Origin of the sequence: Teichococcus aestuarii, from assembly GCF_003116135.1 — a bacterium.
Taxonomy (GTDB): domain Bacteria; phylum Pseudomonadota; class Alphaproteobacteria; order Acetobacterales; family Acetobacteraceae; genus Pseudoroseomonas; species Pseudoroseomonas aestuarii.
Genome location: NZ_PDOA01000009.1, coordinates 158,199 through 180,570, shown reverse-complemented (window position 1 = coordinate 180,570; position 22,372 = coordinate 158,199). Strand labels below are relative to the sequence as shown.

The following is a 22,372-nucleotide window of genomic DNA, read 5'->3' as shown; positions in this document are numbered from 1 at the left end:
CGCGCAATGAATGCTCCCGCTGTCCGACGTCCTCCGGCAGGAGCGTCAGATAGGGCGCGACCAGCACCCATTCTTCATCAGACACATCAGATGGGTACGGCTTGCGGGCAGTCATGCCCCGCAACCTGATCGTTACCAGGCCAGAGGTCCATAACAACCTCTAGGCTGCGGTCGACCTTCCGCTGCCTGTCCTCCAGCAGCTTTGCCAGGATCTCTTCGTGCGGGCCGTCATCCCACGCGCGGAACGAGCTGCAGGTATAGCAGCCAATCGGCTTCGCTATGTCGCAGAAGCCGTGCTGTCCGCAGTGCCCCAGAGGGCGCTCTCCGCTGGCTGCCAGGGCGCGGTCATGGAGGCGCTTGCCCTGCGGAGAGGTTCGCGCCCCGAGGTCCTCGCGAGAGACCAAAATGCCGGCGAAGGCTTGCATAATGGGGGCGAAGTCCTCGGCCAAGTGGTTGAGTCGGGCGACCATCTCCGGCCTGGCTTCGATGTACTTGCCGACCTGCTGGGTGTCGGCTTGGCCGAGCGCCTCGGCGATTTCGTATTTGGACGCCCCGTCGTCCGCCATGTTCTGTGCCAGGGTGTGGCGGAACCGCTTGGAGTTCGCGGTCATCTCCGTCCGGCGCTCGATGATTTGCCGAATGCGGGTAGCGATTCCCCGTGCATTCAGGTGATATGCGAAGCCTGGGGGGTTCTCATCGCGGCTTGAACCGATGAACATGGGCCAGTCGTCGGCGGGCACCTCCGGATCGGTTTTGCGGCCGCGGTTCTCTTCAATCAGGCGCTCAATGAGGCGGCCGACCCGGCGGTCGCACGGCCGCGCCCTGAAGCTGTCTCGGGTTAGCTCGCCTCTTTGTTTGGCCTGGGGAATCCTCAGGACATACCGCGCATCGCCGTCCTTCGCCGGAACGACGATCAGGTCCTTCTCCTTCAGCGCGGCAAGCTGCCGGCTGCGTACGCCAAAGGCCAGGAGGATATGGCCCGCCGCATAGTCAGCGAGGTCGATCTCGCTGTCTCTATAAGCGTCGTTCAAGGCTGCGTTGAGCGTCTCGATTTCGGCTGCGGTGAACGGGCCGCGGTTGGGATCCCGCGTCCGGACATCGACGCCCTTCGGGTTGCCTGGGATTACGGCCTCGTCGAGCCACGCTAACGCCTCGGCCGAGCAGAAGCCGAACCCGAGGCGGGCGGCCTTCTCCAGCAGAATGCGGACAACGCCGAGTTTCCAGAGTGTGTCCTTCGTGAGACGCCCTTGGTAATTCAGGAGGTGAGCCAACTCAATCCGCTCGACCTTCCCCGGTGCGGCCTCTGCGAAGGCCGCTTGGTGGAGGTCATGAAAGCACCAAAACAAGTTCCGAACATGTGCGACCGATCTCGTTTCTAAATAATGGGCAACGGTATGCTGCAGCCGTAGGACGACGTGCGGATGAAGGGCGGAGAAACCGCTGAAGGAGAGCCGGCTTAATCCCGAGGAGAGGTCCGCCACCTGCCAGGGGTCGGTCCCAGTGTCGATCTCCTGGCCGTCCGGAAGGAACAGCCTCGAGGGAAGTGGGGGAATGCTCCCGGCGAGGCTGCGGATAATCGCTGACATGGTTTACCCCTCCCCCTCGGCATTGGCCCGCTGGTCGGGTGACACCCGGCCTTCGTCCGTTCGCTCGACGAGAACCTCCCTACGCTCCTGCATTTCCAAAGAGCGTTTGTTCGCGGCTTCACGCGTCCAGCGCCTCGTGTAGACCCTTGCCGTCTCGGGGTTAGTCCACCCTTGGGCATAGGCCCGCGCGCGCTCCTCCTTCACCGCATCCTGGCTTGTCCGGTTGGGTGCCGCTCGGTCCGACATCTCGGAGAACCGGTCGTTCCAGTCGTGCCGGAGCACGTGCGCCGTTAGATCGTCCGGCAGGTTCTTTACCTCTTTCCGCAATGTCTTGAAGATCTTGGTCATGCTCCACAAGCTCAGTGGCGCCCCGTCAGTAGCGCTGACGAACAGGAAGGGATGCCGCCGCGCGCCCGGCAGCTTCCGGCGCTCCGCCAAGTAACCGATGAACAGCTCGCGCAGGGCATGCCCAATGGCCAGTTCGCGCCCCAGGGTCTTCACCTCTGGCTTTTCCCGTCGCGGGTCCTCCGGATCCTGAGGGCGTCTTACGATGCTCAGGAGGCCGCCGTCGGGCGTGAGCTTGACGTCCCTGACCTTCAGGCAGAGCACCTCTCCCCGCCGCATGCCAAGTTCGTACAGCAGGCGGACGATCAGCTCGTTCCGCTTCTGGACCTGAAGCTTCCAAGGGTTGCCTGCGTGACCCGGTTTGATCGCGGCCAGGAGTAGCTCGCGCGTCTCCTTCGGCAAGCCTTCGCGGGCCTCCGCCGGGCTGCGGGGGCGAATAGATGCGCGAGCGCGCTCCCGCAAAGAGCCGAGGATAGCCTTTCGCGCCTCCTCATAGACTCTGCGCGCCTCGCTGCCCGGCTGCATCCTGGAGGCGCGGGCGAAACTGACATAGTCGATGAACGCATGAATGACCGCGAGGCGGTGGCCGACGGCGGACTGGATGCCTAACGGACCTTGCTTCTTCGGTCCTCGGCCGCGAGAGCGGACTACGTTCCCGCCGGCACCCCGGGCCTTTAGGGCTTCCGCGACAGCATGGGGTAGCCGCTGGCGGCAGAACCGATCCAGGTCGTTTAACTGCTCGAGGCTGAGGAAGCCGGGCGCCCGAATGAGGCCCTCCGGCGTGCTACCGCGGGCGTCAGCCCAGAGGTAGAGCAGCATGAGTTGCCGCAGCTGCTTCTCAAGAGTTTTGGCAGCTTTGTTCAGTGGGCGCTCGCTCGCGGTAATCCAGTATGCCGGCGCTTCAATTGGCAACCCCGCCGCCCTCCGGACCAGCAGCGGCAGCCTCTCCCCAGATTCAAAACGAATCCACTCGATCGTATAGGGATTGTTGTCGTTATCAGCGGCCGATTCGAGCTTCGTTCTTGTCATTCTACGATGGTCCCTAGAACCAAGGCAGAAGGATTGCAGTTCGGATTTGAAACGTCAAGAAAAAAGGGCCCTGTTTCCAGGGCCCTAGCATTATTCTGCTTCACACTTTTAGATGGTACTCGTCAGAACGGGATGTCGTCGTCCAGGTCGCTGCCGCCGCCCTTGGGGGCGTCCCAGCCGCCGCGCTGCGGGCGGGCGGCGCCGCCGCCATTTCCGCCAGCACCGCCAGCACCGCCACCGCTGCGGCCGCCGCCATAGCCGCCGCTGCGCTCGCCGCCGCCCTCATAGCCGCCGCCACCGCCGCCCCCGGCGCCACCGCCGCCCTCGCCGCCGCGGCCGTCGAGCAAGGTCAGCTCACCGCCGAAATTGCGGATCACCACCTCGGTGGAATAGCGGTCCTGGCCGGCCTGGTCCTGCCACTTGCGGGTCTCCAGCTTGCCCTCGACATAGACCTTGCTGCCCTTGCGGAGATACTTCTCGGCGATCTCGCCCACCTTCTCGTTGAAGATGGCCACCGAATGCCATTCGGTGCGCTCCTGCCGGTTGCCTTCGCGGTCCTTGTAGGTGTCGGTCGTGGCGAGGCGCAGGTTCACCACCCGCCCGCCATTCTGGAAGTTCCGCACCTCCGGGTCCCGACCCAGGTTGCCGATCAGGATCACCTTGTTGACGCTGCCGGCCATGCTGCCCGGTCCTTCATCCGTTCTCGCCCGCCAGGCCGGGCGCACCCCGCCGCGACGGGCGGGGCACGGTCCGGTCCCGGCGGGCCCGTTTCACATTCATGTGCGTGCCCGGGCGGTGCCCGCGAAGGGGCCGGAGGGCGCGCATCGGTGCAACCTAGCCATACCAACTTGGCTCGGCCAGCCCCGTTACCGGAACCTTGTCCTGTCCGCGCGCACGCCCACTTCCCGCGAGCACTTCCCGTGGGCGGCGGATACTGGCACAAAGCGCACCGGAACACAATGTGAACGCCCCTTCCCGTCCCCCCGATGCCCCTGAGCAGGAGCCGCCGTTGAAGACGCTGCCGAAGACCTCGCTGGCCCCCGCCGGGCAGCCCCATGGCCAGAAGGACCAGATCCGCATCCGCGGCGCGCGTCAGCATAACCTGAAGAATGTCGACATCGACATCCCGAAGCACACGCTGACGGTCATCACCGGCCTCTCCGGCTCGGGCAAATCCTCCCTCGCCTTCGACACCATCTATGCCGAGGGGCAGCGCCGCTACGTCGAGAGCCTCTCGGCCTATGCGCGGCAGTTCCTGCAGCTGATGCAGAAGCCGGACGTCGATTCCATCGAGGGGCTCTCCCCGGCCATCTCGATCGAGCAGAAGACGACGAGCCACAACCCGCGCTCGACCGTCGGCACGGTAACCGAGATCCACGACTACATGCGCCTGCTCTGGGCGCGGGCGGGCGTGCCCTACTCCCCCGCCACCGGCCTGCCGATCGAGGCGCAGACGGTGAGCCAGATGGTGGACCGTGTGCTGGCCATGCCCGAGGGCACGCGGCTGCTGCTGCTGGCCCCCGTGGTGCGCGGCAAGAAGGGCGAGTTCCGCAAGGAGCTGGCGGAGTACCAGCGGCGCGGCTTCGAGCGCGTCAAGATCAACGGCACGCTGATGCGCGTCGAGGAGGCGCTCAGCCTCGACAAGCGCAAGAAGCACGACATCGAGGTGGTGGTGGACCGCGTCGTCGTCGGCAATGAGGGGCTGGCGCAGCGGCTGGCGGACAGCTTCGAGACGGCGCTGGCCCTGGCCGACGGCGTGGCCTATGCGGAGGATGCCGACAGCGCCGAGCGCACGGTGTTCAGCAGCCGCTACGCCTGCCCCGTTTCCGGCTTCACACTCGAAGAAATCGAGCCGCGGCTGTTCTCCTTCAACTCGCCGCAGGGCGCCTGCCCGGTCTGTGATGGGCTCGGCACGGAAAGCTTCTTCGACCCCGCCCTGGTGGTGCCGGACGACACCCGCAGCATCGCCGACGGCGCCATCGCCGCCTGGGCCGGCAACAGCGCGCCCTATTACGACCAGACGCTGGAGAGCCTGGCCAGGCATCTCGGCGTCAAGACCAGCATCCCCTGGGCCGAGCTGCCCGAGCGGGCGCGGGACGCCATCCTGAACGGCACGGGCAGCGAGGTGGTGGCGCTGCGCTACAAGGACGGGCTGCGCGCCTACGAGGTGAAGAAGCCCTTCGAGGGCGTGCTGCCCAACCTCGCCCGCCGCCTGCGCGAGACGGACAACCCCTGGGTGCGCGAGGACATGGCCCGCTACCAGGCGGACCGGCCCTGCCATGCCTGCTGCGGCGCCCGCCTCAAGCCCGAGGCGCTGTCGGTGAAGGTGGCGGGGATGCACATCGCCGGGGCCAGCGAGCTGTCCATCCGCAAGGCGCTGCCCTGGTTCGAGGGGGTGGAGGAGACCCTCACCCCGCAGCGCGCCGAGATCGCCCGCCGCATCCTCAAGGAGATCATCGAGCGCCTGCGCTTCCTGCTCGATGTGGGGCTGGACTACCTCTCCCTCGCCCGGTCCTCCGCCACCCTCTCGGGCGGCGAGAGCCAGCGCATCCGGCTGGCCAGCCAGATCGGCTCCGGCCTCACCGGCGTGCTCTACGTGCTGGACGAGCCCTCCATCGGCCTGCACCAACGCGACAACGAGCGGCTGCTCGGCACGCTGCGGCGGTTGCGCGACCTCGGCAACACCGTGCTGGTGGTGGAGCATGACGAGGACGCGATCCGCACCGCCGACCACCTGATCGACATCGGGCCGGCCGCCGGCGCGGGCGGCGGGCGCGTCATCGCCCAGGGCACGCCGGAGGAGGTGGCGCGGCACCCGGACAGCGTGACGGGCGCCTATCTCTCCGGCCGCCGCGCCATCGCGGTGCCCGAGAAGCGGCGCCCGGTGGACGGGAAGCGGATGCTGCGCGTCGTCGGCGCCACCGGCAACAACCTGCGGGGCCTGAGCGCGGGCATCCCGCTCGGCACCTTCACCTGCGTCACCGGAGTCTCGGGCGGCGGCAAGTCCACCTTCGTCATCGAGACGCTCTACAAGGCCGTGGCGCGCCGGCTGATGGGCGCGGGCACCGTGCCCGCGCCGCATGAGCGGATCGAGGGGCTGGAGCATCTCGACAAGATCATCGACATCGACCAGTCGCCGATCGGCCGCACGCCGCGCTCCAACCCTGCCACCTATACCGGCCTGTTCGCGCCGATCCGCGACTGGTTCTCGGAGCTGCCGGACAGCCGCTCGCGCGGCTACAAGCCCGGGCGCTTCAGCTTCAACGTCAAGGGCGGGCGCTGCGAGGCCTGCCAGGGCGACGGCGTGCTGAAGATCGAGATGCACTTCCTGCCGGATGTCTACGTCACCTGCGACACCTGCAAGGGCAAGCGCTACAATCGCGAGACGCTGGAGGTGAAGTTCCGCGGCAAGTCGATCGCCGATGTGCTGGAGATGACGGTGGAGGAAGGGCTGGAGTTCTTCTCCGCCGTGCCCGCCATCCGCGAGAAGCTGCGCGTGCTGAGGGAGGTGGGGCTCGGCTACATCCATCTCGGCCAGCAGGCCACCACCCTCTCGGGCGGCGAGGCGCAGCGCATCAAGCTTTCCAAGGAGCTGTCCCGCCGCGCCACGGGCCGCACCCTCTACATCCTCGACGAGCCGACCACCGGCCTGCATTTCGAGGATGTGCGCAAGCTGCTGGAGGTGCTGCACCAGCTGGTGGAGCAGGGCAACACGGTGGTGGTGATCGAGCACAACCTCGAGGTCATCAAGACCGCCGACTGGCTGCTCGACCTCGGCCCCGAGGGCGGCGATGGCGGCGGGCAGATCGTCGCCGAAGGCACGCCGGAGGAGGTGGCGGCGGTGCCGGAGAGCCACACCGGGCGCTTCCTCGCGCCGCTGCTGCCGGCCAGGCCCGCCAGGAAGCGCAAGCGCGCCTGAACTGACCACGCCTGACATGGGAAAGCCCGGGGAGGACACCCTCCCCGGGCTTTCCTGCGCTTCCGGGCCGGCTCAGCGCACCGAGAAACGGACCGGCACCGTCAGCGTCACCGGGTCTCCCATCTCGGGCGGCGGCGCGGGCAGCGGCGAGGCGCGCTGGATCATGGCCAGGATCTCCTCGTCCAGCTCGGTATGGCCGGTGCCGCGCACCAAGCGCCAGCCCGTCACCGTGCCATCGCCCCGCATGCTGAACGTGAGCACACCGGTGCCCTCCTGGCGGCGAAGCCGGGCGGCGGTGGGGTAGCGCTTGGCCCGCTCCAGCGCGCTGCTGAGGCGGCTGACATAGCTGGCCGGCGGCGCGGCCGGGCGGGCGGGCGCGGCCTGCGGCGCGGCGGGGGCGGCGGCGGGCGGGGCGCTCCGCACCGGCGCCGCGGGGGCCTCCGCCGCCGGGCGCGGCGGGGCGGGGCGCGGGGCCGGCCGGGGCGGCGCCGGGCGCGGCGGGGCCGGGGCTGGCCGGGGCGGCGGCGGGGGCGCGGGCGGCGGTGGCGGAGGAGGTTCCTCCACATCCAGCACCGGCACCGTCTCCTCCGGTGCCGGCGCCTCCACCGGCTCCGGCTCGGCCACCTCCACGGGCGGCGGATCGGCCATTTCCACGGGCGGCGGCTCGGACATGGCGACAGGCGGCGGCTCGGCCGCCACCGGCTCGGGGGGCGCCACGGCGGTCACCGGCGGCGGCTCGGCCATGGTGGGGGTGGGCGGCGGCGCCACGGCCTGCACCGGCTCCGCCACCTCCATGGCTTCGCTGGCCTCCGAGGCGGGGGCGCTGGGCATGCTCGCCACTTCCAGCACCGGCATGTCCAGCGCCGGCGGCTCCTGCGCCGGCATGCCGTAGAGCAGGAACACCGCCGCGCCGCCATGCAGCAGCGCCGAGGCGCCCCAGCCCAGGGCACGGCTGCCGCGCAGGCCGAGGCCGGGCGCGACACCCAAGGTCTGCGTTGTCATGCCATCAGCCTGTTCAGCGGGCGCGAATGGCGGGGCCGGGCTCCGCCTCGGCGATCAGCGAGACCTTGCTGATGCCGGCCTGGGTGATGCGGCCCATCACGCGCAGCACCTCGCCATAGGGCACGCTGCGGTCGCCGCGCACATAGACCGGGGCCTCGGGGTCCTCCTCGCGCAGCGTGGCGAGGCGGGCGGCCAGCTCGGCGGCCGGCACCTCCTCCTGGCGAAGGAAGATACGGCTATCGGCGGCCACGGTCAGCACCACGGGCGGGCGCTGGGCGGCGGCGCGCGGCGCGGCGGTCTTGGGCAGCTCGACCGGCACGCCCACCACCATCATCGGCGCCGCCACCATGAAGACGATGAGCAGCACCAGCATGACGTCCACCAGCGGCGTGACGTTCATGTCCGCCATCGGCAGCGGGCCGTCATCCTCGCCACCGCCATGGCTGGGTCCGGCGAAGGCCATGCCGGCTTACTCCGCCGCCGCGTGGCTGACGTGGGCGGCCACCCGGCTGGGCGGGCGGCGGGAGAGGCCGGAGGCCAGATCGGCCGCCGCCGCCTGCCCGTCCTGCCGCAGCCGGCCGAGGCGGACCAGCAGGCGGTTGTAGGCCATGACGGCGGGAATGGCGGCGACAAGGCCGATGGCGGTGGCGAACAGCGCCTCGGCGATGCCGGGGGCCACCACGGCCAGGCTGGTGTCGTTGCTCTGCGCGATGTTGGCGAAGCTGTTCATGATGCCCCACACCGTGCCGAACAGGCCGATGAAGGGCGCCACCGCCCCGGTGGTGGCGAGGAAGGGCAGGCCCGGCTCCACCTTGCGCAGCTCGCCGCTCAGGGCGTGGCGCATGGCGTGCTCCATGCGGTGGCGGTACTCGAAGCGGCTCTCGCCCTCCTCCCGGCCATCGCGCCATTCGCGGGTGCCGGCGCGCAGCACGCGGGCGGCCAGCCCCTCGCCCTGCGGCGCCTGCGGGGCGGCCTGGCCACCCGGCGCGGCGGCGCCGACCAGCTTGCGCACCTCCCGCCCCAGCCGGCCCAGCAGCAGCGACTTCTCGACGATGATGGCCCAGCAGATCACGGAGGCGAGCACCAGCGCGATCATGACCGATTTGACCACCCAGTCCGCCATGAGGAACAGGCCGAGCATCGACATGTCGGCATGGCTCGCCGCATTGGCGATTTCCGGGAGGGCGGTGGCGGCGTCGGTCGGGTTCATCGCGACCTCCTCACTTCTCGAAGGAAACGCCGTCGACGCGCGACGACAGCGCGAGACGGGGCAGGCAGGCGGCGGCGGTCTCGGCCGCGCCGCAGGCCAGCAGATCGTTCAGCAGGAAGGCGCCGATGCCGTCGCAGGGCTGGGTGCTCAGGTCGAACACCCGCGCCATGGTCTTCTCGCGCGGCAGCGGGCCGACATCGAGGGAAAGGCGCTGCGCCACCACCCCATCCTTGCCGAAGATCAGCAGGTCGAGGCGCAGCGGATCGACCGGCTCGGCGCCGGGGTTGCGCAGCACCAGCCAGACGCGGCAGCCATTGGCGCCGGCGTTCTGGCGCGGCTCCAGCCGGTTCAGCTCCAGGCCGATGCGCTCCGCCGCGGGCGTGGCGCCGGGCACCGCCGCACCCTGGGCGGCTGCCGGCGAGGCCAGCGGCGCGGCGAGCAGCGCGGCCGTGGCGAGCCCCAGGGCGCCCAGTGTCTGGCGGATCGGCATGGTGGAATCATCCCTTCGCAACTGCGCTGGCTTATGCCGCCAATGAGAGGCGGTTGCAATGCGAATGACTCGCAATATTCCACAAAGATCCGGCACCACGCGCGCAAGGGGGCGTGCCGGCCCCTGGGAGGGACCGTGGGACAAACCGAAAACCATGAAGGAAGGGGGGGCTGGTGCCGACGCCCGGGATTGAACCGGGGACCTACTGATTACGAATCAGTTGCTCTACCGCTGAGCTACGTCGGCGTGCGGGCGCTCTCTAGCGCCCCTCGCCGGCCAGGGCAACCACCTTCCTGCATCTGCCGCGCCGGAAATGGAACCGCGCCTAGGGCAGCTCGATAATCCGTTATGGATCAGGCTTGAGGCCGCCTGCCGGGTGACGGAAGGGCGGCGCGGGGCAGGCTGCAGGCCAAGGCTCCCCCTCCCCCTAGCCCTGCGCGGCGCCCGGACGGAGCGTGGCTGGCTCGGCGTGTCCCTGTCGGCGGAGACGGAAGGGGTGCGGGTGGCGGCGGTGGAGCGCGGCGGCAAGAGCGGGCCTGTGCCCGGGCGACCCGGTCCTCAACGCCGAAGACGGGCCGGTGCCGAAGACAGGCCGGTGCCGAAGACAGGCCGGTGCCGAAGACAGGCCGGTGCAGGACAGCCAGTCCCCTGCCTAGCTGGTGGCGGGGCAGGTGCCGGGCGCGGCGCTTCGCCTCACCACCCGGCGCAAGGATGATGTGTGGGACATGCAGGCAGTACTGGGCGAGCAGCCTGTCCAGGGCTGACGCCAGACGCGCGGCACGCCAAGGGCCGGGGAGATCGCTCCCCCGGCCCCCGCGCGATGGCCTCAGTGGACGAGGACGGGCAGCATCTCGTGCTGGAGGATCGCTGCCGTGGCGAGGCTGGCATCCGGCGCCGCGCCGATCTGCGTCCCGTCTGCCGCGTGGATCGCGACGGCCGGGTTTCCGTCCACCAGGACGGGCCGGATATAGGCGATCTGTTCCGCACCGAAGCGCGCCCAGTCGGCCGGTGCCAGCTGACGCAGCGCGTCGGCGGCGGCGAAGGGGCGTGTCGGACCTTCCTTGTTCATCGCAGGAATCTCCTTTGGCCGTTCCCGGAATGGGACCCGGCGCGCGGCCGGCTTTGCCGCACCGCGTGTGAAACACCGACCGTTCCCGTTTCGGCCGTTCCCCGGCGGGCGGATGGCGACGCTGCCCCAGGCAGTCCGTCGGCGCACCGCCCGGCCAGGGCGGGATAGAGGAAGAATGGCCGGTGGACGTGAAAGTTTAGGCGATGGAAGCCGAACCATCGTCAAGGGCGTTGCCATTGACGAGAGGACGGCCGCCCTGCGCGCCCCGCGTGCCGATGTGGATGGATTTCACCCGCACCTCCGGCTGCGGCCGCTTCAGGTCGATGTGCAGCAGGCCGTTATCCAGCCATGCACCTTCTACGTCGATACCCTCGGCCAGCACGAAGGCGCGCTGGAACTGGCGGGCGGCGATGCCACGGTGCAGGAAGACACGGCCCTCCACCTCCTCGCGCTGCTTGCCGCGGACCACCAGCTGGTTGTCCTCCTGCGTGAGCTGAAGGTCGTCCATGCTGAAGCCGGCGACGGCGAGGGTGATGCGGAGGCGGTTCTCACCGGTCTGCTCGATGTTGTAGGGCGGGTAGCCATCGGCGTTCTTTGCCACCCGGTCGAGCATCTGCTCCAGATGATCGAAGCCGAGGAACAGGGGTGAGCCGAAGAGCGACGAGCGGGACATGGGCCTGGAACTCCTCACGGTGAGCGAGCGTCTGGCAGAGCCCGAAGCACCCTGCCGTCGAGCCCATATTTTGGGCAGCGGTGCGGCGGATGCAAGACCCACCGCCAGCCTCAGAGATTGAAGCCCGGGAGCCGCAGGGCTAAAGCAGCGGCCTCATGTCCGACACCGACCTGCTGCCCATCCTCCTGGTGCCCGACGCGCGGCTGCGCGCCAAGGCCCGCCCCGTCGGCCCCGGCGACGCGGAGGCGGTGCGCGCCCTCGCGCCGCGCATGCTGGCCACCATGTACAAGGCGCCCGGCATCGGCCTCGCCGCGCCGCAGATCGGCGAGCTGCTGCGGCTCGTCGTCATCGACCTGCAGCCGGAAGACCAGCCGCAGCCCTATGTGATGGTGAACCCCGAGATCGTCGCCGCCAGCACCGGGCTGGCCGCGCGCGAGGAGGGCTGCCTCTCCCTGCCCAACCAGTATGCCGAGGTGACGCGCCCGGCCGAGGTGAAGGTGCGCTGGCAGGATCTCGACGGCAGCAGGCGGGAGATGCAGGCGGATGGCCTGCTCGCCACCTGCATCCAGCACGAGATCGACCACCTGAACGGCGTGCTGTTCGTCGACCACATCTCGGCGCTGAAGCGCAACATGCTGCTGCGCAAGCTGGCCAAGGAACTCAAGGGCCGGCAGCGGGACGGCGAATGAGCCGGCCGCTCCGCCTCGCCTTCATGGGCAGCCCGGATTTCGCGGTGCCGGCGCTGCGCGCGCTGCACGCGGCGGGGCATGAGGTCGCGGCGGTCTACACGCAGCCGCCCCGCCCCTCCGGCCGCGGCCAGCGCGAGACCCCCTGCCCCGTGCACCGCGCCGCGCTGGAACTCGGCCTGCCCGTGCGCCACCCCGCCAGGGTGAAGCGCGACGTGGCGGAGCACGAGGCCTTCCGCGCCCTCGATCTCGACGTGGCGGTGGTGGCGGCCTACGGGCTGATCCTGCCGCCCGCCATGCTGGAGGCGCCGCGCCGGGGCTGCCTGAACATCCATGCCTCGCTGTTGCCGCGCTGGCGCGGCGCCGGCCCGATCCAGGCCGCCATCCTCGCCGGGGACGCCGAGACGGGCATCACCATCATGCGCATGGAGGAAGGGCTGGACACCGGCCCGATGCTGCTCTCCGGCCGGCTGCCGATCGGCCCGCGCGACGGCACCCCCGCCGTGCACGACGCGCTGGCCGCCATGGGCGCCGGCCTCATCCTGCGCGCCCTGGCGGAAGACCCGGCGCCGGTGCCGCAGCCGGAGGCGGGCGTGACCTACGCGCCAAAGCTCAGCAAGGCCGATGGCCGGCTGGACTGGGCGCAGGAGGCCGCCGCGCTGGACCGCCGCGTGCGCGCGCTGAACCCCTGGCCCGGCACCTTCTTCGAGCACCAGGGCGAGACGATCCGCGTGCTGGAGGCCGTGCCGGCCGGGGGCGCTCCCGGCGCGGCACCCGGCACGGTGCTGGCGGAGGGCGCCGTCATCGCCTGCGGCCAGGGCGCGCTGCGCCTGACGCGGCTGCAGCGCCCCGGGCGTGGCCCGCTGCCGGCGGCGGATTTCCTGCGCGGCTTCCCGCTGCCGCCCGGCACGGTGCTCGGCTGAGATGCCGCGCTACGCCCTGCTGGTGGAGTATGACGGCGCGCCCTTCGTCGGCTGGCAGCGCCAGGCGGGCAGCCTCTCGGTGCAGCAGGTGCTGGAGGATGCCGCCGCGCCGCTGAATGGCGGGCAGCCCGCCGCCACCCAGGCCTCCGGCCGCACCGATGCGGGGGTGCATGCCGAGGGCCAGGTGGTGCAGATCGAGATCGCCACCGAGCTGGAGCCGCTGCGCCTGCGCGAGGCGCTGAACTATCACACCCGGCCGCACCCGGTCTCGGTGCTGGCGGCAGCGCGGGCGCCGGAGGGGTGGTCGGCGCGCTTCTCCTGCATCGGCCGCGGCTACCGCTACCGCATCCTGAACCGCCGGGCACGGCCGGCGCTGGAGGCCGGGCGCGTCTGGCACGTGCAGCAGCCGCTGGACGCCATGGCCATGCACGCCGCGGCGCAGGGCCTGCTCGGCCAGCATGATTTCTCCGCCTTCCGCGCCGCCGCCTGCCAGGCCAAGAGCGCGCTGCGCACGCTGGACCGGCTGGACGTCTCGCGCCAGGGCGAGGAGGTGGTGGTGCACACCGCCGCCCGCAGCTTCCTGCACCATCAGGTGCGCAACATGGTGGGCACGCTGGTGCAGGTGGGGCTGGGCCGCCGCCCCGCCACATGGCCCCGCCAGCTGCTGGACGGGCGCGACCGCACCCTGGCCGGGCAGAACGCGCCGCCTGAGGGGCTCACCTTCCTCTTCGCCCGCTACGAGACGCCGCCGGACTGGTGCTGAAGCCATGCGGGAAGGGCTTGCGGCCGCCGCGCCCGCCCCGCACCCTGGCGCCATGTCCGAGCCGAATTTCCAGCGCATCATCCCCGAGGGCGAGGACCGCGAGCGGCTGACCTGCGCCGAATGCGGCTTCATTGCCTATGAAAATCCCAAGATCGTGGTGGGCGCGGTGGTGGCGGAGGGGGAGCGGGTGCTGCTCTGCCGCCGCGCCATCGAGCCGCGCCGGGGCTTCTGGACCCTGCCCGCCGGCTACATGGAGCTGGGCGAGACGGTGGAGGAAGGCGCCCTGCGCGAGGCCTGGGAGGAAGCCCAGGCGCGCATCGCGACGGAGGGGGTGCTGGCCCTCTACTCCATTCCCCGCATCGGGCAGGTGCAGGTGATCTTCCGCGCCCATCTGGCCGTGCCCGGCTTCGCGGCGGGGCCGGAAAGCCTGGAGGTGCGGCTGTTCGACTGGGCGGAGATCCCGTGGGAACAGCTGGCCTTCCCCACCGTGCACGCGGCGCTGCGGCGCTGGCACGCGACGCGCGGCCAGCCGCTTGGTGCGCCCGTGCTGGAGACGGCGGGGCGCTTTCCCGGCGCCACCTCCCCGCAGGGGGTCTGAGCACCGGGAAGCCGGCGCCGCGCGGCAACGGGCGGGGCCTCGGCGACGTTACAGCTTCCCATGTCCGTACCGTCACCTTGGCAGCGCGCCGCGCCGTGCCACGATCCCCTGTCCGCCCCGCAGGAGCCGGACGCCGTCCTGGCCATTCCGGTCCGCAACGAGGTGGCGAAGATCGGCGCCTGCCTGGCGGCCCTGGCGGCACAGACCGCGCTGGCACGGCTGACGGTGCTGCTCCTGCTCAACAACTGCACCGACGGCACGCGGGACCGGGTGCGCCGGCTGCGCCCCGCCCTGCCCTTCGCGCTGCTGGCGCTGCGCGTCAGCCTGCCGCCGGAGCAGGCGCATGCCGGCGAGGCGCGCGGCCTGGCGCTCGATGCCGCCGCCGCGCTGCTGGAGGCGCGCGGCGCGTCGGACGGGCTGCTGCTGACCACCGACGCCGACAGCCGCGTGGCGCCGGACTGGCTGGAGGCGACCCGCGCCGCCTTCGCCGCCGGCGCCGATGCCGTGGCCGGCGCGGTGCGCTACGACCCGGCGGAGCGGCGGCGGCTGCCCGCCATGCTGCGCCGGCGGATGCTGCTGGAGGAGCGCTACCACGCCCTGCTGGCGCGGCTGGAGGCGCGGCAGGACCCTTGCCCGCACGACCCCTGGCCACGGCACCGCGGGGCCTCCGGCGCCAGCCTGGCGGTGACGCTGCGGGCCTACCGCCGTGCCGGCGGCCTGCCCCGCTGGCCGGTGGGCGAGGACCGCGCCCTGGCGGCCGCCCTGCGCGCCAGCGGTGCCCGCATCCGCCACGCGACCGATGTGCGGGTGCGCACCGCCTGCCGCCTGCAGGGCCGCGCCGTGGGCGGCGCCGCCGACACGCTGCGCCAGCAGGCCCTCTGCCCCGAACTGCCCTGCGACCCGATGCTGGAGCCGGCGGAGGGCGCGGCGCGGCGCTTCTCGCTGCGGGCGGCGCTGCGCGGGGCCTGGGAGAGAGGGGCCCTGGAACGGATCGTGGAGGCGCCGCGCTGGGAGGCACGGCTTGACCTGCCGCTCGGCTTCCTGACCAGCCGCGCCGCCCTGCCTTTCGTGGCGTTGTGGCCCATGGTGGAATATGCCAGCCCGCTGCTGCGGCCCGAGCCGCTGCTGCCGCAGGCCCTGCCGGGCGAGATCCGCACCGCGGCGCTGCTGCTGACCGGCCTCAGCCCGGCCGGCGCAGCAGGTCCAGCCGATAGTGTTCCGCCCGTTCCTGCCGCACTGCCGGCATGACACCGGCCAGCGCGCCGATCAGGCCTTCCGCCGCGGCATCGCCCGAGAGCGGATAGTCCGTCGTGCCGGTCCAGTGCACCAGCAGCACCTCGCCGCCCGGCGCCAGATCCCGCCGCGTAAGCGCAGCGACGCGCGCAAGGTCGGCCTCGTCCAGGTAGTAGAGCACCTCGGAGAACAGGATCAGGTCGTAGCGGGCGCGCGGCCACTGCCGGGGCACCTCGCGCTGCGCCAGGGTCAGGCCGGGCAGAGGCCCGCAATGGCGCCGCGCCGACGCGATGGCGCGGGCCGAGCCGTCGATCGCCAGCAGCGAATCGCAGCGCCCGGCCAGCTGCTTCGTCAGCACGCCGATCGAGCAGCCCACCTCCAGCACGCGGCCGTAGCGCGGGCGCTCCAGCGCGGCCAGGGTGGCGGCATATTTGGCGGCCTCGTAGGCGCTGTCGCGGAAGCGCCAGGGGTCGGGGTCGGCGGCATAGAGCGCCTCAAAATAGGCTGCGGGCAGCGATCCCGTGGGATGGGTCATGCCTCGGGCTCCACCTCCAGCACGATCTCATAGGGCCGGTCGAAGCGGGCCAGCATGGAAGCGTCCAGCACGAAGCCCTGTGGGTCGTCCAGGATCACCTCGCCAAGCTGGGAGCGGTGGGCGCGGATGGCGGCGCGCTTGTGCGGCAGCATCGAGCCGATTGCCAGCCGGGCACCGCGCGGCGCCATGCCGATCTCGGTCTCGGGCGGCAGGGTATGGCCCCAGACGGGATAGGCCAGGTGCCGCAGCCCCGGGTGGCGCCGCCGCAGCGCCGCCGCCATGGCGTGGGTTGCCTGATGGTCGCAATGCGGGTCGTGCCCCCAGCTGGCCAGCACCGTGCCGGCGCCGATACACCGCACCAGCCCGGAAAGCCGCTCCACCGCCGCCAGGAACCGCATCCCCTCATGCGGCACGGCGGCATCCGGTAGGTGCAGGAAGCGCACCATGCCCGGCGGCAGCCCCAGCAGCGCCAACGCGCCGAGCGCCTCGGATTCGCGCAGCGCCCGCAGCGCCTCCGGCGGGTAGTCGCGCGAGCCCGGGTGCGAGGCTGCGCCATCGCTGATGAACGCCACGCAGACCGGCCGCGCCTGCCGGGCCGCCAGGGCGATCAGCCCGCCGCAGCCCAGGCTTTCGTCGTCGGGGTGCGGCGCCAGCACCAGCAGCCCTCCCGGCGCCAGGATCTCGTCCAGCGCGGCGAAGGGGAGCGCCTCGGCGGCATGGAAGAAGGCGTCGGCGGTCACGGCCATGGCAACGGGTCCCTCTCGAGCCAATGGGCGGCGCCCTGCGCCAGCGCCCGGTCCGGCGCCGGCTGGCGCAGATAGGTTGCCAGGTCGCGCGCCACGCGCTCCAGCGGCTGCGGCCGCATGAAGGCCATCAGTCCCACGGAGCGCTGCGCCGCCTCCAGCACCTCCAGCGCCGCGCGCTCCACGGCGCGGCGGGCGAGGTTGACGAAGCCGGCGATGGCATCGGGCGCCGCGTCGCTGCCGGCCAGGGCAGCGGCACGGTCCACCCAGAGCCGGGCGGTCCCGAGCGCGATGGCGGCCTCGCCCGCGCGGTGCAGCTGGTAGGGATCGGCATCGCGGCCACGGGCACGCAGCTGCTCGCGCAGCAGCGCGACGGCCTCCGCCATGCCACCCGACTGCACGGCGAGGAAGCGCCAGGCGCCGCCGGCGAAATGCGGCTCCGCCAGATACTGCTCCGGCGCGCCCAGGCACTGCCTCGTGGCGATGGGCAGCCCCTCCAGATCCACCGCCCCGGTGGCGGAGGCGCGCATCCCCTGTGCCGTCCAGCCGGAGAGGTCGGCGCGCTCGCGTGGGGAGAGATGGGGCAGCACCATGCGCAGCCCGTCCGCGGCACGCGCCGTCACCAGCGGGCGCGTGACCCGGCCTGCCCCGGAGGCGAGGATCTTGCGGCCCCGCAGCACCCCGCCGCCTTCCGCATCTTCCAGACGGAGCGGCGCGGCACCGTCATCGGTCGCCCAGACGCCGAAGAGATGGCCGGCCCGCACATCCTCGGCCATGGCCGCGCGCTGCGCCTCGGTGCCATAGGCCTGGATCAGCCCGAGGGCGTTGACGTGACCTTCGTACAGCCGCCCCAGCGGCAGGCTGCCGGCCCCGATGGCGGCCAGAACCCGCGCCAGCCGGCGCAGCCCGTCCGCGCCCTGCAGCAGCCCCGCCCCGCCCAGCCCGGCCGGGAGTGGCGCCAGCAGCAGGCCTTCATCGTGCAGCACGGCCACCTCCGAATCCGGAAAGGCCCCGTCGGCGTCGCGCGCGGCGCCTAGGGCCCGGGCCAGCGAGGCCACGCGCTGCGCGGCGGCGAGAGGGTCCGCCGCCAGGGCGCGGCCGGTCGTAAGGCGCTGTGTCACAGCCGCCGCAACGCAGCGCCAAGGTCAAGGTTACGGCAGAGGTTGAAAAAAGATTGCCGGCTGCCCGTGCCTCAGGCGTGGGACGGCGCCATGCCGGGAACCCGCAGCACCCTTGGGGGTGCTTCGGGCACAGGCCGGGCAGATGCCGCGCAGCGGCCAAACCGGCAGCGCGGCGGGCGCCGGTGTCAGCGCCGCCATGCCGGGGGCGGTGGTTGGATTGCAGGCCGGAAGATGGCCAGAACGGCACCCGCGCAGGGAAAGCAGCGAGATGCCGGCGGCGCCCGGCCATGCCCGTGCCGCAACCGGGGTGGCGGGGCGCCCCGGGAAGGCCGGGCGGCGGCGCGCCACCGCCGCCCGGTTTCCGTGGCTCAGCCCGCCAGGGTACGGCCGGCGGAGCCGAGATCGGCGAAGGCCTCGTCCAGCCGCTTGACGATGCCCTTCTCGCCGGCGCGCAGCCACTTGCGCGGGTCGTAGAGCTTCTTGGTGGGCTTGCCGTTGGAGGGGTCGATCTGGTGGGTGAAGGCCACCGGGCTGGCCTGCACATAGGCGCCCACCGGCTCGGCGAAGGCGAACTGCGTGTCCGTGTCGATGTTCATCTTGAACACGCCGTAGGACACCGCCTCGGTGATCTTGTCCTTCTCGGAGCCGGAGCCGCCGTGGAAGACCAGGCTCATCGGCTTCTCGCCACCGCCGAACTTGGCGGAGACGGCCTCCTGCGAGCCCTTCAGGATCTCCGGCCGCAGCTTGACGTTGCCGGGGGCGTAGACGCCATGGACGTTGCCGAAGGAGGCGGCGACGGTGACATGGCCGATCGGCGCCAGCACCTCCCACGCCTTCAGCACGTCCTCGGGCTGGGTGTAGAGGTGGGCGTTGTCGGCCGATTCCTCAACATCATGGCCGATGCCGTCCTCCTCGCCGCCGGTCACGCCCAGCTCGATCTCCAGGCTCATGCCGAGCGGCGCCATCCGCTTCAGGACCTTGGCGCATTCCTCGATGTTGACGTCCAGCGGCTCGGCCGACAGGTCGATCATGTGCGAGGAGAAGAGCGGCTTGCCGGTGCGCTTCATGTGCTCCTCGCCATGGTCGATCATGGCGTTGACCCAGGGGAGCAGGCTGCGGTCGGCATGGTCGGTGTGCAGCACGACGCAGATGCCATAGGCGGCGGCCACGGTGTGCACATGCTGCGCGGCGGAGACGGCGCCCAGCACGCGGGCGGCGGCGGCATCGGGGCAGCCCTCGCCGGCGAAGAAGCGGGCGCCGCCGTTGGAGAGCTGGATGATGACGTCGGACTTGTTCTTGGCCGCGGCTTCCAGCACGGCGTTGATGCTGTTGGTGCCGACCACGTTCACCGCCGGCAGGGCGTAGCCGCCGTCGCGGCAGGCATCCAGCAGGGCCAGGTAGTCGGCGCCGGTCACCACGCCCGGGCGAAGCTTGGTCGGGGCCTTCTGGCCGGGGGGCAGCATGTCGTTCATCTCGGGTCTCCGGCTGTCTCGCGCGCGCGCTTGGTCATGGCATGAAAAGGCCGCCCCCCGCCGAGGGAGGCCAGCCTTTCCGTTCGATTAACCCTGCCATAGGGCAGAGTTGTGGCGGTCGCCAAGCGCAAGCTCAAGACACGCTTCGATCAGCCCCGCGCTCCCCGCGCGGGCGGAACCCTCGCGGCCGGCACGCCGGCCATCAGCCTCCTCAGGCCGCTGCCAGCTGCAGCGGGGCCTTGCGCGGGCGGCGGCTCCTGGTGGGAGCCATGGCCGGCAGCAGCGGCGACATGGCGGAGAGGGTCTCCAGCAGCCGGCTGCGGGCCAGTTCCGCCCCGCGGCTCAGCTGCCCGGTGCCACCATCGGCGGTCAGGTTCAGCCGGTGGCCATCCAGCACCTTCTGCACCAGCTGCGCCACCGGGCCCTCGGCCAGCGCGGCGGCCAGCCAGGCGGCCGAGATGCCGCGCGGCAGCATGCAGCGAATCACCAGCCCCTGCCGCACCAGGAGCGGCACATCCCCGTCGGCGCCGAGCGGCGGCTCGATCTCGACGGTCACGCCATGCATGGCGCCGATCTTGAGGAAGGCGGCGCTGGACATCCTCCGCACCTCGCCGGCCTCGGCGACGTCATCGAGCATGGCCTGGTCGATCCCCGCCATGGCGTCCGAAAAATCGGTCGGCTTCCGCTGCATCTGAGCGCCCTGTCATGTGTTAATCAATTTTTCGTGATGGAAAACCTAGCAGAAAATTCGCCTTTTGCAACGTGCGAATTTCCGCAGCCTTCCCTTCCCGTTCAGCGGCGCCGCAACCTGCGACTCGGCTGGGCCAGCCTGCGGCCTCTGTGTTAACAACAAGAAACTCAGGAAGCCGTGGCCCAGGAACAGACCAATGGTGCAGATCACAGCCGGAAGCCGGACCAGCCTCGATTTCCGGAATCCGGAGGCTGTTTCCTGGAATTACCTGACGTTTAGTTCACGGCAGGCAGGCTATGCCCGGGCGGATCTGAGATTCACCGGGGATGCCTCCTACGCCCTCGAGTTCTTCGGCAGCGGCTTCCAGTACGATGCCTATGGCGCTCCCGCGCAGGGCACCGTCTCCGGCTTCCAGGAGAGCCGGGACGGCATCACCACCCTCAGGGTGGAGGGGCTTTCCATGCCGGTCGGCCAGCTGCTGGGCGGCACCTGGCACGGCATGAGCGAGGCCGCCCGCGCCGCCCTTCTGGCCGGCGACGACATCCTGTCCGGCTCACCGCTCGACGACCATGTGCGCGCCTATGCGGGGAACGACGTGCTGCGGCTGGGCGCCGGCAACGACACCGCCCTGCCCGGCCCCGGCGACGACGTGATCGATGGCGGAGCCGGGCTGGACACGGTGGTGCTGAACGGCCAGGCCGCCGAGTACCGGCTGGTGGCGTGGAGCGGCACCCTGGCCACCATCCCGCTGACCGCCTCCGCCCTGGCGCTGGAGGGAAGCGACCGGCTGATCGGCGTCGAGCGCCTCCAGTTCACCAGCGGCGAGCTCCGCCCCGCCATCGGCGAGAGCTTCGCGCCGCTGGCCTACATCGCCGCCAATCCGGAGTTGATCCGCGCCTTCGGTGCCGATGCGGCGGCCGGATTCGAGCATTACCTGCATCATGGCGCCCGCGAGGGGCGGCCGGTGGCCTTCCAGGGCGCGGAATACCTCGCCTCCCACGCGGACCTGCAGCTGAACCTCGGCATCGATGTGCAGGCCGCCATCGCCCACTACATCCGGCAGGGCCATGCGGAGAAACGGGCGGTCACCTTCAACGCCCTCGAATACACCGCCTCCTACGCGGACCTGATGAACGCCTTCGGCACCGACCGGGAGGCCGGCGCCCTGCACCAGATGACGCATGGCTGGGCCGAGGGGCGCGTGACGCGGTTCGAGAGCCTCGAATACACCGCCTCCTACACCGACCTCATCCTGGCCTTCGGCAGCAACCAGGACAGGGCGGCGGCGCACTATATCGAGCAGGGCCGGCACGAAGGGCGGACGGTGCTGTTCGACGCCCTCGACTACATCGCCTCCCATGACGACCTGATCGACGCCTTCGGCGCCAACCGCGAGGCCGGCGCCCTGCACTACCTCCAGTACGGACGGTTCGAGGGCCGCAAGGTCAGCTTCGACGCCGTGCAGTACCTGACCAACTATGTCGATCTCCAGGTCGCCTTCGGCGCCGACCAGGACGCGGCCGCACGGCACTACATCCTGTACGGCTCCCAGGAAGGCCGCACGGACGACCTCCTGGGCTGAAGGGCCGCGGCCGGACCGGGCCGGCGGAAGCGAGGGGCGGTGTTGCGGCCGGGCGGCGCCTCCCGCACATTCGGTGCCCGCCAGAAACCCTTTCTCCGCAGGAACCGGCATGGCCATTCTGAAGATCGCCCGCATGGGCCACCCCGTTCTGCTGGAGCGGTGCCAGCCGGTGCCGGACCCCGGCGCGCCGGAGATCCGCCGACTGGTGCAGGACATGTTCGAGACGATGGAGGATGCGCCGGGTGCCGGCCTCGCCGCGCCGCAGGTGCATGTGCCGTTGCGGCTCTTCGTCTTCCGCGTCCTGCCCAACCGCGCCACCGGCGCGCCGGACGACGTGCCGGTGGGCAACACCGTGCTGATCAACCCGGTGGTCGAGCCGCTGGGCGAGGAGAAGCATCTCCGCTGGGAAGGCTGCCTCTCCATCCCCGGCCTGCGCGCCGCCGTGCCGCGCTACAGGCGGGTGCGCTACACCGGGCAGGATTGCGATGGCCGCACCATCTCGGCCGAGGTGGGCGGCTTCCATGCCGGCGTCGTCCAGCACGAGAACGACCATCTCGACGGCATCCTCTACCCGACGCGGATGACCGATTTCCGGCTGATGGGCTTCAACGAGGAGATCGCCCGCGTGCAGGAGGCGCAGGCCCTGGCCGAGGCCCGCCAGGAAGCCGGGGCCGCCGAAGCCGGGGCCGCTGGCGCCTGACG

General features: G+C 71.2%; 23 protein-coding genes and 1 tRNA gene. 8 read left to right on the top strand and 16 right to left on the bottom strand.

Features of this window, described 5'->3' with window-relative positions:
• The 4 genes from CR165_RS14760 to ssb all read right to left on the bottom strand — a co-directional run.
• Nucleotides 1–115, bottom strand: a 115-nt coding sequence (locus tag CR165_RS14760; protein WP_367604219.1) for a transposase, incomplete at its 3' end; no start/stop codon positions are given.
• The gene (locus tag CR165_RS14755) at nucleotides 87–1,586 is read right to left on the bottom strand and encodes a site-specific integrase (protein WP_109517744.1); all 1,500 of its coding nucleotides are present in this window, start codon (nucleotides 1,584–1,586) and stop codon (nucleotides 87–89) included. The genes CR165_RS14755 and CR165_RS14760, both read right to left, overlap by 29 nt.
• A 3-nt stretch (nucleotides 1,587–1,589) precedes the next feature.
• Nucleotides 1,590–2,960, bottom strand: a complete 1,371-nt coding sequence (locus tag CR165_RS14750; RefSeq protein ID WP_109517743.1) for a tyrosine-type recombinase/integrase — start codon at nucleotides 2,958–2,960, stop codon at nucleotides 1,590–1,592.
• Nucleotides 2,961–3,082: 122 nt separating this feature from the next.
• Entirely contained in the window at nucleotides 3,083–3,640 is a 558-nt protein-coding gene (gene ssb / locus CR165_RS14745; protein WP_109517742.1) for a single-stranded DNA-binding protein, read from the bottom strand.
• Nucleotides 3,641–3,978: 338 nt separating this feature from the next.
• Between ssb and uvrA the strand changes: the two genes are divergently transcribed.
• Nucleotides 3,979–6,879: an excinuclease ABC subunit UvrA gene (gene uvrA / locus CR165_RS14740; RefSeq protein ID WP_245906447.1), complete on the top strand. Its 2,901-nt coding sequence runs from the start codon at nucleotides 3,979–3,981 to the stop codon at nucleotides 6,877–6,879.
• Nucleotides 6,880–6,951: 72 nt separating this feature from the next.
• Here the strand turns inward: uvrA and CR165_RS26005 are convergent, their stop codons facing one another.
• The 7 genes from CR165_RS26005 to CR165_RS14705 form a co-directional block, all read right to left on the bottom strand.
• Nucleotides 6,952–7,881, bottom strand: coding sequence for an energy transducer TonB family protein (locus CR165_RS26005; protein WP_109517741.1), 930 nt, complete (start codon nucleotides 7,879–7,881; stop codon nucleotides 6,952–6,954).
• Between the two features lie 13 nt (nucleotides 7,882–7,894).
• Nucleotides 7,895–8,344: a protein TolR gene (gene tolR / locus CR165_RS14730; RefSeq protein WP_109517740.1), complete on the bottom strand. Its 450-nt coding sequence runs from the start codon at nucleotides 8,342–8,344 to the stop codon at nucleotides 7,895–7,897.
• Nucleotides 8,345–8,350: 6 nt separating this feature from the next.
• On the bottom strand, nucleotides 8,351–9,091 hold the full coding sequence (locus CR165_RS14725) for a MotA/TolQ/ExbB proton channel family protein (protein ID WP_109517739.1): 741 nt from the start codon (nucleotides 9,089–9,091) through the stop codon (nucleotides 8,351–8,353).
• Nucleotides 9,092–9,101: 10 nt separating this feature from the next.
• Nucleotides 9,102–9,581 (bottom strand): Tat pathway signal protein, encoded by a 480-nt coding sequence (locus CR165_RS14720; protein WP_109517738.1) that lies wholly within the window; start codon nucleotides 9,579–9,581, stop codon nucleotides 9,102–9,104.
• A 171-nt stretch (nucleotides 9,582–9,752) separates the two neighbouring features.
• Nucleotides 9,753–9,827, bottom strand: a tRNA-Thr gene (locus CR165_RS14715).
• A gap of 580 nt (nucleotides 9,828–10,407) precedes the next feature.
• Nucleotides 10,408–10,650 carry a DUF1150 family protein gene (locus CR165_RS14710; protein WP_099093790.1) on the bottom strand — a complete coding sequence of 81 codons (243 nt, stop codon included), beginning with the start codon at nucleotides 10,648–10,650 and terminating at the stop codon, nucleotides 10,408–10,410.
• A gap of 196 nt (nucleotides 10,651–10,846) precedes the next feature.
• On the bottom strand, nucleotides 10,847–11,323 hold the full coding sequence (locus CR165_RS14705; protein ID WP_109517737.1) for an Hsp20 family protein: 477 nt from the start codon (nucleotides 11,321–11,323) through the stop codon (nucleotides 10,847–10,849).
• 155 nt (nucleotides 11,324–11,478) lie between these two features.
• On the opposite strand from CR165_RS14705, the gene def (CR165_RS14700) reads away from it, so the two are divergent.
• Genes def (CR165_RS14700) through CR165_RS14680 form a run of 5 tightly spaced genes read left to right on the top strand, consistent with a single transcriptional unit; the run spans nucleotide 11,479 to nucleotide 15,541 of the window.
• On the top strand, nucleotides 11,479–12,012 hold the full coding sequence (def, locus tag CR165_RS14700) for a peptide deformylase (RefSeq protein WP_109517736.1): 534 nt from the start codon (nucleotides 11,479–11,481) through the stop codon (nucleotides 12,010–12,012).
• Nucleotides 12,009–12,932: a methionyl-tRNA formyltransferase gene (fmt, locus tag CR165_RS14695; RefSeq protein ID WP_109517735.1), complete on the top strand. Its 924-nt coding sequence runs from the start codon at nucleotides 12,009–12,011 to the stop codon at nucleotides 12,930–12,932. The genes def (CR165_RS14700) and fmt overlap by 4 nt, the downstream gene beginning before the upstream one ends.
• A 1-nt stretch (nucleotide 12,933) precedes the next feature.
• Nucleotides 12,934–13,695 carry a tRNA pseudouridine(38-40) synthase TruA gene (gene truA / locus CR165_RS14690; protein ID WP_109517734.1) on the top strand — a complete coding sequence of 254 codons (762 nt, stop codon included), beginning with the start codon at nucleotides 12,934–12,936 and terminating at the stop codon, nucleotides 13,693–13,695.
• Nucleotides 13,696–13,699: 4 nt separating this feature from the next.
• Entirely contained in the window at nucleotides 13,700–14,293 is a 594-nt protein-coding gene (locus CR165_RS14685; protein WP_408887537.1) for an NUDIX hydrolase, read from the top strand.
• A gap of 60 nt (nucleotides 14,294–14,353) precedes the next feature.
• A complete protein-coding gene (locus CR165_RS14680) occupies nucleotides 14,354–15,541 on the top strand; it encodes a glycosyltransferase (RefSeq protein WP_109517733.1) in 1,188 nt (395 codons plus the stop codon).
• Here CR165_RS14680 and CR165_RS14675 read toward each other — a convergent pair.
• The 5 genes from CR165_RS14675 to CR165_RS14655 all read right to left on the bottom strand — a co-directional run bounded on the left by CR165_RS14675 (nucleotide 15,474) and on the right by CR165_RS14655 (nucleotide 20,088).
• Entirely contained in the window at nucleotides 15,474–16,061 is a 588-nt protein-coding gene (locus CR165_RS14675; protein WP_109517732.1) for a class I SAM-dependent DNA methyltransferase, read from the bottom strand. The genes CR165_RS14680 and CR165_RS14675 overlap by 68 nt on opposite strands.
• Nucleotides 16,058–16,807, bottom strand: coding sequence for a PIG-L deacetylase family protein (locus tag CR165_RS14670; protein WP_109517731.1), 750 nt, complete (start codon nucleotides 16,805–16,807; stop codon nucleotides 16,058–16,060). Before CR165_RS14670 ends, CR165_RS14675 begins: the two co-directional genes overlap by 4 nt.
• Nucleotides 16,798–17,925 carry an acyl-CoA dehydrogenase family protein gene (locus CR165_RS14665; protein WP_109517730.1) on the bottom strand — a complete coding sequence of 376 codons (1,128 nt, stop codon included), beginning with the start codon at nucleotides 17,923–17,925 and terminating at the stop codon, nucleotides 16,798–16,800. Before CR165_RS14665 ends, CR165_RS14670 begins: the two co-directional genes overlap by 10 nt.
• A 368-nt stretch (nucleotides 17,926–18,293) precedes the next feature.
• A complete protein-coding gene (gene fbaA / locus CR165_RS14660) occupies nucleotides 18,294–19,388 on the bottom strand; it encodes a class II fructose-bisphosphate aldolase (protein WP_109517771.1) in 1,095 nt (364 codons plus the stop codon).
• A gap of 220 nt (nucleotides 19,389–19,608) precedes the next feature.
• Nucleotides 19,609–20,088 carry a hypothetical protein gene (locus tag CR165_RS14655; protein WP_109517729.1) on the bottom strand — a complete coding sequence of 160 codons (480 nt, stop codon included), beginning with the start codon at nucleotides 20,086–20,088 and terminating at the stop codon, nucleotides 19,609–19,611.
• A 196-nt stretch (nucleotides 20,089–20,284) separates the two neighbouring features.
• Between CR165_RS14655 and CR165_RS14650 the strand changes: the two genes are divergently transcribed.
• Nucleotides 20,285–21,670, top strand: a complete 1,386-nt coding sequence (locus tag CR165_RS14650) for a calcium-binding protein (RefSeq protein ID WP_109517728.1) — start codon at nucleotides 20,285–20,287, stop codon at nucleotides 21,668–21,670.
• 109 nt (nucleotides 21,671–21,779) lie between these two features.
• Entirely contained in the window at nucleotides 21,780–22,370 is a 591-nt protein-coding gene (gene def / locus CR165_RS14645; protein ID WP_109517727.1) for a peptide deformylase, read from the top strand.
• Nucleotides 22,371–22,372: the final 2 nt, after the last annotated feature.

Bases quoted from the DNA above. Each gene is read 5' to 3' on its own strand.
- CR165_RS14710 (WP_099093790.1), bottom strand. From the start codon at position 10,650: ATGAACAAGGAAGGTCCGACACGCCCCTTCGCCGCCGCCGACGCGCTG.
- CR165_RS14655 (WP_109517729.1), bottom strand. From the start codon at position 20,088: ATGCAGCGGAAGCCGACCGATTTTTCGGACGCCATGGCGGGGATCGAC.
- fbaA (WP_109517771.1), bottom strand. From the start codon at position 19,388: ATGCTGCCCCCCGGCCAGAAGGCCCCGACCAAGCTTCGCCCGGGCGTG.
- CR165_RS14705 (WP_109517737.1), bottom strand. From the start codon at position 11,323: ATGTCCCGCTCGTCGCTCTTCGGCTCACCCCTGTTCCTCGGCTTCGAT.
- CR165_RS14755 (WP_109517744.1), bottom strand. From the start codon at position 1,586: ATGTCAGCGATTATCCGCAGCCTCGCCGGGAGCATTCCCCCACTTCCC.
- CR165_RS14750 (WP_109517743.1), bottom strand. From the start codon at position 2,960: ATGACAAGAACGAAGCTCGAATCGGCCGCTGATAACGACAACAATCCC.
- def (WP_109517727.1), top strand. From the start codon at position 21,780: ATGGCCATTCTGAAGATCGCCCGCATGGGCCACCCCGTTCTGCTGGAG.
- CR165_RS26005 (WP_109517741.1), bottom strand. From the start codon at position 7,881: ATGACAACGCAGACCTTGGGTGTCGCGCCCGGCCTCGGCCTGCGCGGC.
- def (WP_109517736.1), top strand. From the start codon at position 11,479: ATGTCCGACACCGACCTGCTGCCCATCCTCCTGGTGCCCGACGCGCGG.
- CR165_RS14650 (WP_109517728.1), top strand. From the start codon at position 20,285: ATGGTGCAGATCACAGCCGGAAGCCGGACCAGCCTCGATTTCCGGAAT.
- tolR (WP_109517740.1), bottom strand. From the start codon at position 8,344: ATGGCCTTCGCCGGACCCAGCCATGGCGGTGGCGAGGATGACGGCCCG.
- CR165_RS14680 (WP_109517733.1), top strand. From the start codon at position 14,354: ATGTCCGTACCGTCACCTTGGCAGCGCGCCGCGCCGTGCCACGATCCC.
- CR165_RS14720 (WP_109517738.1), bottom strand. From the start codon at position 9,581: ATGCCGATCCGCCAGACACTGGGCGCCCTGGGGCTCGCCACGGCCGCG.
- truA (WP_109517734.1), top strand. From the start codon at position 12,934: ATGCCGCGCTACGCCCTGCTGGTGGAGTATGACGGCGCGCCCTTCGTC.
- fmt (WP_109517735.1), top strand. From the start codon at position 12,009: ATGAGCCGGCCGCTCCGCCTCGCCTTCATGGGCAGCCCGGATTTCGCG.
- CR165_RS14675 (WP_109517732.1), bottom strand. From the start codon at position 16,061: ATGACCCATCCCACGGGATCGCTGCCCGCAGCCTATTTTGAGGCGCTC.
- ssb (WP_109517742.1), bottom strand. From the start codon at position 3,640: ATGGCCGGCAGCGTCAACAAGGTGATCCTGATCGGCAACCTGGGTCGG.
- CR165_RS14670 (WP_109517731.1), bottom strand. From the start codon at position 16,807: ATGGCCGTGACCGCCGACGCCTTCTTCCATGCCGCCGAGGCGCTCCCC.
- CR165_RS14685 (WP_408887537.1), top strand. From the start codon at position 13,700: ATGCGGGAAGGGCTTGCGGCCGCCGCGCCCGCCCCGCACCCTGGCGCC.
- CR165_RS14725 (WP_109517739.1), bottom strand. From the start codon at position 9,091: ATGAACCCGACCGACGCCGCCACCGCCCTCCCGGAAATCGCCAATGCG.